General features: G+C 66.9%; 10 protein-coding genes and 1 other RNA gene. 9 read left to right on the forward strand and 2 right to left on the reverse strand.

The window, feature by feature from the left end:
- Positions 1-108 precede the first annotated feature (108 nt).
- The 6 genes from HUA78_RS36050 (at position 109) to HUA78_RS36075 (ending at position 5,750) form a co-directional block, all read left to right on the forward strand.
- Positions 109-639 carry a hypothetical protein gene (locus tag HUA78_RS36050; protein ID WP_174478269.1) on the forward strand — a complete coding sequence of 177 codons (531 nt, stop codon included), beginning with the start codon at positions 109-111 and terminating at the stop codon, positions 637-639.
- An 83-nt stretch (positions 640-722) separates the two neighbouring features.
- On the forward strand, positions 723-2,732 hold the full coding sequence (locus HUA78_RS36055; RefSeq protein WP_174478270.1) for a DNA polymerase: 2,010 nt from the start codon (positions 723-725) through the stop codon (positions 2,730-2,732).
- Between the two features lie 60 nt (positions 2,733-2,792).
- Positions 2,793-3,362, forward strand: a complete 570-nt coding sequence (locus HUA78_RS36060; RefSeq protein WP_174478271.1) for a hypothetical protein — start codon at positions 2,793-2,795, stop codon at positions 3,360-3,362.
- An 11-nt stretch (positions 3,363-3,373) separates the two neighbouring features.
- On the forward strand, positions 3,374-4,306 hold the full coding sequence (locus tag HUA78_RS36065) for a DNA cytosine methyltransferase (RefSeq protein ID WP_174478272.1): 933 nt from the start codon (positions 3,374-3,376) through the stop codon (positions 4,304-4,306).
- On the forward strand, positions 4,303-4,530 hold the full coding sequence (locus HUA78_RS36070) for a helix-turn-helix domain-containing protein (protein WP_174478273.1): 228 nt from the start codon (positions 4,303-4,305) through the stop codon (positions 4,528-4,530). The genes HUA78_RS36065 and HUA78_RS36070 overlap by 4 nt, the downstream gene beginning before the upstream one ends.
- Positions 4,527-5,750, forward strand: a complete 1,224-nt coding sequence (locus HUA78_RS36075) for a tyrosine-type recombinase/integrase (protein ID WP_174478274.1) — start codon at positions 4,527-4,529, stop codon at positions 5,748-5,750. Before HUA78_RS36070 ends, HUA78_RS36075 begins: the two co-directional genes overlap by 4 nt.
- A gap of 13 nt (positions 5,751-5,763) precedes the next feature.
- Here HUA78_RS36075 and ssrA read toward each other — a convergent pair.
- Positions 5,764-6,129: a transfer-messenger RNA gene (gene ssrA / locus HUA78_RS36080) on the reverse strand.
- A gap of 230 nt (positions 6,130-6,359) precedes the next feature.
- Between ssrA and HUA78_RS36085 the strand changes: the two genes are divergently transcribed.
- The 3 genes from HUA78_RS36085 to HUA78_RS36095 all read left to right on the forward strand — a co-directional run bounded on the left by HUA78_RS36085 (position 6,360) and on the right by HUA78_RS36095 (position 11,408).
- A complete protein-coding gene (locus HUA78_RS36085; RefSeq protein WP_141644258.1) occupies positions 6,360-7,721 on the forward strand; it encodes a pitrilysin family protein in 1,362 nt (453 codons plus the stop codon).
- The gene (locus HUA78_RS36090; protein WP_174458103.1) at positions 7,721-9,331 is read left to right on the forward strand and encodes a pitrilysin family protein; all 1,611 of its coding nucleotides are present in this window, start codon (positions 7,721-7,723) and stop codon (positions 9,329-9,331) included. The genes HUA78_RS36085 and HUA78_RS36090 overlap by 1 nt, the downstream gene beginning before the upstream one ends.
- A gap of 76 nt (positions 9,332-9,407) precedes the next feature.
- Entirely contained in the window at positions 9,408-11,408 is a 2,001-nt protein-coding gene (locus tag HUA78_RS36095) for an OmpA family protein (protein WP_254624088.1), read from the forward strand.
- A gap of 314 nt (positions 11,409-11,722) precedes the next feature.
- Here the strand turns inward: HUA78_RS36095 and HUA78_RS36100 are convergent, their stop codons facing one another.
- Complete coding sequence (locus HUA78_RS36100; RefSeq protein ID WP_174478293.1) at positions 11,723-12,235, reverse strand: TlpA disulfide reductase family protein; 513 nt, start codon at positions 12,233-12,235, stop codon at positions 11,723-11,725.
- Positions 12,236-12,291: the final 56 nt, after the last annotated feature.

The raw sequence follows: 12,291 nt of genomic DNA on the forward strand, positions 1-12,291 counted from the left end.
CTTCTGCTAAAATGACGTGAGGTGAGCCACTGCCAGAATCCGCACGCATTTACGTGGGGTCAGCGCACTTCGCCGCTGACGCAACCCAAGCCGAAGGGCTCACGTAACATGAACAACGCACTGACGAAGATTGCCACCGCCCAGGCCGCCACCGGAGGCCGCTACCCCCGCGCCGGGCGCTACCTGTTCGAAGTCGCGGTCATCCGCATGAAGGAGGGCTTCAAGGGCGACTCGGCCATCGCCGAGCTGAAGGTCCGCGAGTCCGAGGCCCTTCCGGGTGGCGAGTCCCCCAACCGTGTGGGCGAGACGGTCGACTACGTCGAGAACCTCAGCGACCAGAAGAAGGGCGGCGGCGGTCGCTTCAAGTCCTTCCTGATGACGCTGGTGGGCGCCGAAGAGCACGAGTTCGCCAACCCGGTCGCGCTGAAGAAGTTCTTCGACGAGCGGCAGGCGGGCACGCACGTCCTGATTCGCTGCGAGGTCTTCCCGAAGCAGCTCCCCGTGAAGGACGGACACGAGGGCAAGGTCATCACCGGCTTCCGCTGGTCCCATGTCGAGCTGAACGACGAGCAGCTCGCGCACGTCGAGCAGGCGCGCAAGGCGAGCAAGCTGCCCACGCTCTCCGAAGCCCTCGCCTGACATCGGGCGGCGTCTGACGGCGCTTTCCGTCGGCGGTTGGCCCACGACACGGGCCGCTCTCCCTTTCACACAAGGCATCCTTCGTGAGTGTCTGGTCGTTCGACACGGAAACGCGGCTGATTCAGCCCGGCTTGCTTGCGCCACCTCTCGTCTGCGGCAGCATCGCGACGCGCGAACCCGGTAGCGAACGGCTGCTCGACAAGGCCCAAGCCCGGGAGTTCTTCCGCGAGGCCATCACCGCCCCCGACACCGATATCGTCGGCGCGAATCTCCCCTACGACCTCGGAGTGATGGCGGCGGATGACCCGAGCCTCGTTGCGCCCATTTTCGCGGCGCTCGAAGCGGGCCGGCTGCATTGCGTCCAGGTCCGCGAAGCTCTTATCGACATCGCTCGGGGCATGTACGGCGTTGACCCGTCGACGGGGCGGAAGCTCGACGACGATGAGGGAGCCCGCTACCCGCTCGCGCTCCTCGTGCAGCGTCACCTGGGGCTCGACATCAGCGAGGAGAAGAAGAACCCCAGGGCATGGCGCCTTCGCTACGCGGAACTCGACGGTGTCCCTGTCGAGCGCTGGCCGAAGGAAGCCACTGACTACCCGAAGCGTGATGCCCGCTACACGCTCGACGTGTTCTACCGGCAGGAAGCCATCGCTCGCGAGACGCCCAACGGCGGCAACCTGCATGCCGAAGCCGACCAGATGCGCGCCGCGTTCGCGCTCCACCTCGCCTCAATCTGGGGCCTGCGGACGAAAGGCGCGTCGGTGGCCCAGCTCCGTGGGCGCGTCGAGCGAGAGTGGAGCGAGAACAGGGCCAAGTTCCAGGCGGCTGGCATCTACCGCGAGGACGGCACGAAGGACTCGAAGCGCCTCGCGGCGCTCGTAACTGCCGCCTATGACGGGCAACCACCCATCACCGCGCCCAGCGACCGATTCCCCGCCGGCCAGGTCGCGACGGACCGTGACACGTTGCTCGGCTCGGGCGACTCGCTGCTCGAAGACCTGGGGAAGAGCGGGCGCGTCGACAAGTACAAGTCGACCTACCTGGACGTCGTCGAGGCCGGCACAGAGGCTCCCATCAACCCGCGCTTCAACGTGCTGGTGTCCACGACGCGCGTCTCCAGCGACTACCAGCAGCTCCCCCAGAAGGGCGGCATTCGCGAGGTCCACGAGGCCCGGCCCGGGTTCGTCTACTGCTCGGTCGACTACGGCGGGCTTGAGCTTCGGACCATGGCTCAGCGTGCCATCTGGGAACTGGGCTTCTCGAAGATGGCGGACGCCCTGAACAGTGGGCTCGACGTCCACACCCTTGCCGCGGCCGAGTTCCTCGGGGCGAACTACGACGAGCTGCTCGCGAAGGTGAAAGCGAAGGACCCCGTCGCGGTCGCCTTCCGCCAGCTCGCGAAGATTCTCAACTTCGGCAAGGGCGGCGGGATGACGGGCGGCTCGCTCGTCTACAACGCGCGCGCAAAGGACCGGGTTTCGTTCTGCCTACTGGCGAAACGCGCAGACGTCTGCGGTGTCGAACGCGTCGTCGTTCACGTCCAGCGCAAGCCGAAGATGGTCTGCCGGGTGTGCGTTGAGGTCGCAAAGGAACTGGACACGAAGTGGCTCAACGCGTGGCCCGAGCAGCGCGAGCTACAGCACCGGGCGAAGTCGCGCACCTACGGGGGCGGGTTCGCCGACGTGATGATTCCGGGCGCGAACATCCTGCGCGGGGCCTGCGGCTACACCCAGATTCTCAACACGCCGTTTCAGGGACTCGGGGCCGTCGGGTGCAAGCGCGCGATGTGGCGTGTCAGTCGCGAGATGTACGTCGACCGCAGCTCCCCACTCTACGGCTCGCGGCTCGTGCTCATGGTGCATGACGAGCTGATTAGCGAGCTACGCGCCGACGACCCGCAACGGTTGCACGACGCGGCCGAGCGCAAGGCGTTCCTGATGCGCGAAGCAATGAAGGAAACAACCCCTGACCTGGCACCGGCAATCGAAGCCGAGCCCGCGCTGTCCCGCATCATGTCGAAGGACGTCGCCACCGTGCGAGACAGCTCCGGAAGGCTGCTCGTTTGGGAGCCTCCCGTGAAGCACGCAGCCTGAACCACGCCCGGAATCCGCACCCATTTAGAGAGCACACGCGCTCTCTGGATGGTGCAACGGATGACCTCAGTTTCCACCGCGCGACAGCTCCTCGTGGCGCTCGACCCCGGGCTTCGCGAATGCGGCGTCGCACTCTTCGACCTGGACTCGGGCGAACTGCTCGCGGCGGGCATGCCCACGAATTCCGAGCGGAAGGCCCGAGGGCTTCCGGCATGGGCTCGGATGGCCGATGGGGTGGCCGCGTTCGTTTCGTCGCTCCTGGAGCCGCTCAGGGCCGCAGGCGGGGCTGTCTCCGTCACCGTCGCGAGCGAGTGCCCCCAGGTCTACACGGCAGGGAAGAGCAAGGGCGACCCGAACGACCTCATCGAACTTGCCGGTGTCGTCGGACGCGTCGCGGGCGCCCTGGGAGCCACCTCGGAGCGGAGCTGCCTGCCGCGCGAGTGGAAGGGAACGCTCGACGGTGACGTGATGGTCGAGCGCATCAAATCGCGCCTTGGCGAGCGTCCGCACGAACACCTTCGCGTCCAGCTCCCCCGCGCGTCGGACAAGCACCACAACGTCTGGGATGCCATCGGCATTGGCCTGCATGTCGTCGGCCGACTCGCGCCCCGGAAGGTCTATCCCAGGTGAGCGCGCATGGCATGGCTATTCATCCCGTCGGAGTTCATCCGCGCCGCGCACTCGAACTCTTCGCTGGCGGCGGCGGACTCGCTCACGGTCTCAAGCTGGCCGTGCCTTCCCTTCGGACTGTTTGTTACGTCGAGCGGGAAGCATACGCAGCGGCCTGCCTCGTGGCCCGGATGGAAAAGGAAGAGCTGGATACGGCGCCTGTCTGGGACGACGTTGGAACCTTCGACGGCGTCCCATGGCGTGGCGTTGTGGATTGCGTCAGTGGGGGATTCCCATGTCAGGACATCAGCGTTGCTGGCAAGGGTGCTGGCCTCGAAGGCGAGCGCTCGGGCTTGTGGCGCGAATACGCGCGAATCGTCGCTGAGGTACGACCCCGCTTTGTCTTCGTCGAGAACGTCGCGGCGCTCCGTTCGAGGGGCTTCGACCGCGTGCTCGCCGACCTTGCCTCGCTCGGGTTCGATGCGGAGTGGGTTTGTCTCCGAGCGTCCGATGCCGGAGCCCCTCACAAGCGAGAGCGTCTCTTCGTCCTGGCCCACTCCGAACACCGGGGAGAGTTCGAACGGACACGGGAGACGTGGAGGGAAGCCGGGCAACGGGCGGCAATCGGGGGCGGACCTGAGCGCGCTCGTGAAGGACTGGCCGACGCCGGGGGCATCGGACTGGAAAGTCGCGAGCTGCATCGGTCAGCGTCGCCGGCAGCTCTCGGAAGCGATTCTGACATTCCCCCGTGGCCCCCAGGACGCGACGACCTCACAGGATGGCGCGCAGTCCTCGCGAAGCGCCCGGACGTTGAACCCGCGGTTTGTCGAATGGCTGATGGGCTGGCCCATCGGATCGACCGACTGCGGCTCCTCGGAAACGGCGTCGTGCCCCAACAAGCGGCGCTCGCCTATGGACTCCTGCACGCGCGGCTGTTCGGTGCCGCATTGAGGGCCTCGAAATGAAGGCGCCCGAACAGGTCGCAGCGGAGAATCCGCCCGAGTTCCTGACGGTCGACGAGGCCGCAGCTCTCCTGCGCGTGAACCGGAAGACGCTCTATGAGTCGATTCGGTTGGGGCAGGTGCCGGGGGTTGTTCGCATCGGGAAAGCACTCCGCATCCGCCGCGCCGCGCTGGTAGAGTCCACCCCGGGTAAGGGCCGCGATTCTGCGCTTGGGAGTCGACGATGAGCGTCAGGTTGCGGAAGTGGACGACGAAGGAAGGGAAGTCAGAGGAGGCGTGGCAAGTGGACTTCGTGTTTCAGCACGCGGACGGACGGAAACAGCGAGTCGTGAAGTTCTCGCCCGTTCAGACTCGTCGGGGTGCCGAGGCATACGAACGCGACTTGCGGAGCGCACTCCTCAACGGGACCTTCGGAAAGGAGAGCAAGCAAGACGAGGGGAGCGCGTCTACGCTGGCGAATTTCGCGCCGCGATTCCTCACCTACAGCGAGAACAACAACAAGGCTTCAACGGCAGACACCCAGCAACGGCACCTGGAGAACCACATCATTCCGTTCTTCGGAGAGATGGCGCTGGATGACATCGGCCCGGCGCAAATCGAGGACTTCAAAGCCGCAATGAAGAAGAAGTCCTCAGCTACTCGTGCACGCAAGGAAGCCCCCACAAAGGCAGCCATTCGCAAGCGCAAGGACGCTGCCCCCAAGACGCTGGGCAAGAAATTCATCAACAACGTCTTGTCGTCGCTCAGCAAGCTCCTAGCTGTCGCGGAGGAGCAAGAGGTCATCGCGAAGGCTCCACACGTGAAGCTGTTCGTGAAGGTGCCCAAGCCTGATTTCGACTTCCTGAGCTTTGAGGAAGCCGAGCGGCTCGTTGCAGCCGCTGAACCGGAGTGGCGGCCCGTGCTCCTCGTCGCCCTCAAGGCGGGGCTGCGGCAGGGGGAGCTGATGGGGCTCCAATGGAACGACCTGGACCTGACCCGGGGCCTGCTGAACGTCAACCGGACGATTTGGAACGGCGTGGAGGACTTGCCGAAAAGCGGGCGCGAGCGAACGGTCGATTTGCCCGCATCCGTGGTGGATGCCCTCAAGGCACACCGGCACCTTCGGGGCCGCTTCGTCTTCTGCCAAGAGGACGGACAGCCACTGACGGCAGGGCTGATGAAGGCGCCGCTTCGTCGTGCGCTCCGGGCGGCGGGCATTACCCGCGAGCAGGGGCAAATCGGCTGGCACGACCTGCGGCACACCTACGGGAGCCACCTTGCGATGAGGGCGGTTCCGCTGAAGGTGATTCAGGAGCTGATGGGGCACGCGACCATCGAAATGACGATGCGCTACGCCCACCTGAGCCCCGACACTCGGAGAGAGGCGGTCTCTGTGCTCGACCGCCCCTCTGTTCCCGAATGCGACATACGTGCAACACGGGCAGTTGAAGCGTCTAACTACCCGTAACTACAAGGCTAAACTGTGGAGGCGGAGGGAATCGAACCCTCGTCCGAAAGCCTTCGGTCCTTCGACCCTACGTGCGTAGTCCGCGATTTGCTACGTCCTCAAGACTCCCACGGACGGGATTCCTGAAGCCGGTCCTGGAAAGGTCTCGCCACCTCGGGCCCAGGCACCCTTGGCAGCCAGCCCGCATTATGACGGTCGATCCCAACCCCACGGGCCGAGAGCTGGGGGACCGCGCACTAACAGCTGTTTTTAGGCAGCCAGCGCGAGCTCAACGTTGTCGTTGGCTTTTGTGTCTTTGCCGGGTTGGATTTACGAGCTACCTGACAAGCTCGGCACGCGTCTCGAACTTCTATGCCCCCGTCGAAACCGGGTCGCCCCCGGGGTGTTGACTGACTGCCTGCTGCTCTTGCGGCCACCGCTTCGACCGCGTCTTCCTCACATTAACCGCTGACGGCGCCCCGTCAATCCTCCTGAGCGTCCACCACCTCACCTTCTCGCACGAAGGCGGACACTCAGCCTGGAAGTCGCTTCCCCTCCAGCTTCACCGTCGTAGGGTCGCCTCCCCGCTCGGACAGCCCTCGCGCTCCCCAGCGGCCACGAGGACCCCGAATGAGACGACTGCTTCCCCTCCTCCTGCTCGTGCTGGGCACCGCGCTCCCCGCGCTGGCGCAGAAGAGCGCCGCCACCCAGTCCTTCCCCTACACCCTCCAGACGGACAAGCTGCCCAACGGCCTCACCGTCGTGCGCGTGCCCTACCCGTCCCAGGGAATCGTCGCGTACGTCACCGTCGTGCGCGTCGGCTCGCGCAACGAGGTCGAGGCCGGCAAGACGGGCTTCGCCCACTTCTTCGAGCACATGATGTTCAAGGGGACGAAGCGTCACCCCGAAGGCGAGCGCGAGCGCATCCTCGGCACGTTCGGCTTCGACGACAACGCCTTCACCACCGACGACATCACCCTGTACTACTCGTACGGACCGACGGCGGGCCTGCCCCAGCTCATCGACATCGAGGCGGACCGCTTCCGCAACCTCGAGTACTCCGAGCCATCCTTCCGCACCGAGGCGCTCGCGGTGCTCGGCGAGTACCACAAGAACGCCGCGGCCCCGTACCTCAAGATGGAGGAGACGCTCAACGCCGCCGCCTTCACGAAGCACACGTACCGTCACACCACGCTCGGCTTCTACGACGACATCAAGGCCATGCCGGAGGCCTACCAGTACAGCCGCGACTTCTTCGAGCGCTGGTACACCCCCGACAACGCCATGCTCTTCATCGTCGGCGACTTCGATGACGCGCAGGTGATGAAGCTCGTGCGCGAGCACTACGGCCCGTGGAACCGCAAGACGTCCACCATCACCGTCCCCACCGAGCCCGCGCAGACGCAGCCGCGCACCGCCCACGTCGACTGGCCGCAGCCCACCCAGCCGCGCCAGGTGCTCGCGTGGCACACGCCCGCAGCGTCCGCCAACACCGCTGACTCCGCCCTGCAGACGGTGCTCGTGGCATACCTCGTCGGCCCCACCAGCCCCGCCTACAAGCAGCTCGTCCTCGAGAAGCAGCTCGTCGAGGCCATTGGCAGCGACTACTCCGAGCACCGCGACCCGCACCTCTTCACCCTCACTGCCACCCTCAAGGACGAGAAGGACCGTGAGCGCGTGCGCCTGGCCCTGCTCCAGGAGGTCAGCAGGCTCGCCGCCGGCAAGGTCGACGCCGCCCGCGTCAAGGCCATCCAGGACAACGCGCGCTATGGCGCCCTGATGGCCCTCCAGACGCCGCGCGAGGTGGGCATCCAGCTCGGCTGGTACGCCGGCATCCTCGGCACTCCGGATGGATTCCAGCGCCAGCTCGCCAATCTGGCCAAGGTGACGCCCGCGCAGCTGTCCGACTTCACCAAGCGCTACCTCAAGGCCACCAACCTCACCCAGCTCAGCCTCACGCCCAAGGTCGATGCCGCCGGAGGGACGAAGTGATGAACGCCAAGGCCCTGCTGTCCCTCACCGCCCTCTTGTCCCTCGCCGGCTGCGCCTCCACGCCGAAGCCCGCGCCCGAGACGACCCCTCCCGCCACGACGGAGACTCCGGCCACACCTTCCACCGCCGAGAAGACCCCGGCGGCCCCGAAGGAAGTGCCCGTCGTCCCCTTGAAGCAGCCCAAGCCGCTGGAGCTGGTGGTCCTCGCTCGCCCGGACACGCCCATCATCACCTTCCGGCTCGTCTTCCACACGGGCTCCATCGATGACCCGAAGGGCAAGGAAGGCCTCACCGCGCTCACCGCCTCGCTGATGGCCGAGGGCGGCACGCGGAAGCTCACCTCCGCGCAGTTGCTCGAGGCGCTCTTCCCCATGGCCGCCGAGTTGGAGGCCTCCACGGACAAGGAGTTCACCACCTTCTCCGGACGCGTCCACAAGGACTTCCTGCCGCGCTACCTCGACATCTTCACCGACGTGCTGCTCGCGCCCCGCCTGGACACCTCCGAGTTGGAGCGCCTGCGCGCCAACGCCGTCAGCGACGTGGAGAACGGCCTGCGCAGCGCCAATGACGAGGGGCTCGGCAAGGTCGCGCTCGATGCGCTCATCTACAAGGACCACCCCTACGCGCACTACACCGGCGGCACCGTGCAGGGCCTCAAGTCCATCACCCTGGACGACGTGAAGGCCCACGCCCAGCGCGTCTTCACGCAGGACCGGCTCGTCGTCGGCCTCGCCGGCGCGGTGGACGACGCGCTGAAGCAGTCGCTGCTGTCGCGCCTGGGCACCCTGCCCGCCACGGGCGCGCCTCGCGTGACGCTGCCCACCCTGCCCACCACGGCGGGCCGCGCCGTCATCATCCAGAAGCAGACACTCTCCACCGCCGTCAGCATGGGCTACGTCAACCCGGTGCGCCGAGGCGACCCCGACTTCTTCCCGCTGGCCTTCGCGCTCACGCACCTGGGCGAGCACCGTCAGTCCATCGGCCTGCTCTTCAACGAGCTGCGCGAGAAGCGCGGCCTCAACTACGGCGACTATGCCTACGCCGAGCACTTCATCGAGGACCCGGGCACCACCTACAACCGCACCAACATCGCGCGCACCCAGCAGGACCTCACGCTGTGGATTCGCCCGGTGGAACCCGGCAACGCGATGTTCGCCACGCGCGGCGCGGTGTACTTCATGGACCAGCTCGTCAAGGAGCCCATCCCGCAGGAGCGCTTCGACTTGATGCGTGGCTTCCTCCAGGGCTACTCGCGCCTCTGGGAGCAGACGGACCCGCGCCGGCTGGGCTACGCCATCGACTCGCTGTTCTACGGCACGCCTGACTTCCTGGAGCAGTACCGCCAGGCGCTCACGAAGATGACGCCCCAGTCCGTGCAGGAGGTGCTGCGCCGCCGGCTCCACCCCACGGGCCTCAACTTCGCCTTCGTCACCCAGGACGCGGAGAAGCTCGCCGACGCCCTGCGCACCGGACAGCCCTCACCCATCACCTACGCGTCCGACAAGTCCCAGGAGCTGCTGGCGCTGGACAAGGTCATCGTCCCCTACAAGCTCCCCGTGAGCCCGGACGCCATCACCGTCATTCCCGCGCAGTCCTTCATGGAGAAGTAGCGCAGGGCTGTATTTTGCCCCGAGGGGTGGGTCATTTGTTTCCGCCCCTCGGGACCGGATGGTATGAGCTGCCATCATGCGAGGCACCAGCTCCGGCCACTCTCCACGGTGGCGGCCCCTGAGCGGCTCCGCCGTCCGATTCGTCCTGATGGGCCTGCTCCTGGCCTCGGCGGCGGTCCACGCGGAACACGACCCTTTCTCCCGAGGCTTCGACGCCGTTCCCGTCAAGCCCACGCCCGCGCAGAACAGCGGCATCGCGCTGGAGGGTACGAGCAACGGCGAGCCCGTCGGCAGCTTCCGCGGCGCGCTGCTGTTCGACTTCAACTGGCGCATCCTCGCCCTGAAGCTGGGTGACGAGAAGCTGGGCGACCTGCTGCCGTACCGGCTCGACGCCCACCTGCTCTTCGCCTACCAGCTCCATGAGCGATTGGAGCTGGGCATCGACCTGCCCTTCACGCTCCTTCAGGGCGACAACTTCAACCTCTTGAGAGATGCGCTGGACGCGCCGGACTTCCCGGGCGCCGCCGGGGTGAGCCGCACGACGCTGGGCGACATCCGACTGGTGCCGCGCATCCATCTGCTGGACCGCGAGAAGTTCCCCGTGGGCCTGTCGCTCATCGCGGAGGTCCGCGCACCAACGGGTGACGCGGACAGCTTCACGGGTGAGCGGGGCTTCGTCTTCGCGCCGCGCCTCGCGGTGGAGCAGCGCTTCGACGTGCTGCCCATCCCCATCCGCGTGGTGGGCAACGCGGGTGTGAAGCTGCGCAAGCATGCGCAGTACCTGAATCTGTTGGTGGACGACGAGCTGACGCTCGGCGCCGGCATCATCGGCGAGCTGCCCAACATGGGGCGCTTCACGGACGTGCAGGCCACGGCGGAGATGCACCTGGGCACGCCGCTGGTGCGCCCCTTCAACTTCGACCAGTCCGACTCGCTGAAGACGCCGTGGGAGCTGCTCGTCGGCGCTCGCGCGAAAATCTGGGGCAACTGGGGACTGGAGCTGAACGTGGGCCGGGGCCTCAACCTCACCACCGGCTACGGGCGCGAGGCCCTGCGCGTCATGTTCGGGCTGCGCTACGACGAGCGCTTCCAGGACTCCGACGGCGACAACGTGCCCGACGTGAGGGACCGCTGCCCCAACGAGGCCGAGGACAAGGACGGCTTCCAGGACAGCGACGGCTGCCCCGACCCGGACAACGACGGCGACGGCGTGGTGGACGGCGAGGACAGCTGCCCCGACGTGAAGGGCCTCAAGGAGCGCAAGGGTTGCCCCGAGGTGGACACCGACGGCGACGGCATCACTGACGAGTTCGACAAGTGCCCGGACAAGCCCGGCCCCAAGGACTACGACGGCTGCCCGGACACGGACGGCGACGAAGTGCCCGACAACGAGGATGACTGCCCTGAGCAGTTCGGCCCGCCGGAGAACAACGGCTGCCCGTTCGACTCGCCTCCATACGTCTTCGTCGAGTCGGACCGCATCCGCATCAAGGGCAACGTGCTCTTCGAAACGGGCTCCGCCGTCATCCAGAAGCGCTCCTATCCGCTGCTGGACGAGGTGGCGACGGTGCTCCGGAAGAACCCCACCCTGGGGCCGGTGCTCATCGAAGGCCACACGGACAACCGGGGCTCGCGGCAGCTCAACATGGGCCTGTCCGACAAGCGTGCGCGCTCGGTGCTCGAGTACCTCGTGTCCAAGAGCATCGACCGCAAGCGCCTGAGCTCGGAGGGCTTCGGCTTCGACAGGCCCATCGCCACCAACGACACCGCGCTGGGTCGCGCGAAGAACCGCCGCGTCGACTTCAAGCTCGTGCGCTCCGAAGTGGAGACCGAGGGTCGGGAGACCGTCGTCCCGGCGGGACAGCAGCCTCCCGCCGGCAAGCAGGCCCCGGCGACTCCGGGCGCGGCTCCCGCCGGTAAACCCACGGGCGCGACGACGCCCGTGCCGGGAGCGGCCCCCACGGCGAAGCCTCCGGCGACGGACGGCAAGCCGGCGACGACTCCGGGCTCACCTGCTCCCGCGGCGAAGCCCGCTGCTACGGACACCAAGCCGCCGCCACAGACACCCGGGAAGTAGTCGGGTCACCGTCGAGAACCGAGGCGCCCATGTCCAACGAGGACATCGGCGCCTTTCTCATGCGCATCGTCGGGCCATGAAGCGGGATGGGGCGCCCTTGTCCAACGAGGACATCGGCGCCCTTCTCATGCACGTCGTCGGGCCATGAAGTGGGATGAGGCGCCCATGTCCAACGAGGACATCGGCGCCCTTCTCATGCACGTCGTCGAGCAATGAAGTGGGACGACGCGCCCTTGTCCCACGAGGGCATCGGCGCATTTCTCATGGGTGCGGTCCGGCCACGACGTGGCGGCGTGTCCCGTCGCGAGTCGCTGCTACTGTTGCTTGAGCGCCCGCTCGATGCGACGGCGCAGGGCGTCCTCGGACAGGGCGCCTCGCTGCGCGTCCGTCACCTTGCCCTCGCGGTCCAGGAAGTAGAGCGTCGGCAGCGCGCTGACCTGGAAGGCCCGCGCCATGTCGTCGCCGGCGTACACGACGTAGGGCTTCAAGTCGGGCAGGTGGCGCCGCATGAAGTTGTCCACCAGCTGGGGCGCCATGTCTCCGTCATCCCGACTGGCCGCCAGGAAGACGAGTCCCTGGGACTCGTACTCCTTCGCCAGTTTCACCAGCGCGGGCATCTCCTCTCGACACGGAGGGCACCACGTCGCCCAGAAGTCCAGCATCACCACCTGGCCGCGGAGGTCCTCCAACTTCAGCACGCCGCCCTCGTGACGCTGCAGCTCGAACGAGCGGGTCGCCGCGCCATCCGGAACCAACTGCGAGCGCCGGGCCTCCAGCACGCCCAGGTACACCACGCCCGCCAATCCGAGCCCGGCAATCAGGCCCATGAACAGCTTCGTCCCGCCGCTCGGCGGCCTCGCTGGCGGCGGCGCGCCGATTCCTT

It is taken from the genome of Myxococcus sp. CA033 (assembly GCF_013336625.1).
GTDB lineage: Bacteria > Myxococcota > Myxococcia > Myxococcales > Myxococcaceae > Myxococcus > Myxococcus llanfairpwllgwyngyllgogerychwyrndrobwllllantysiliogogogochensis.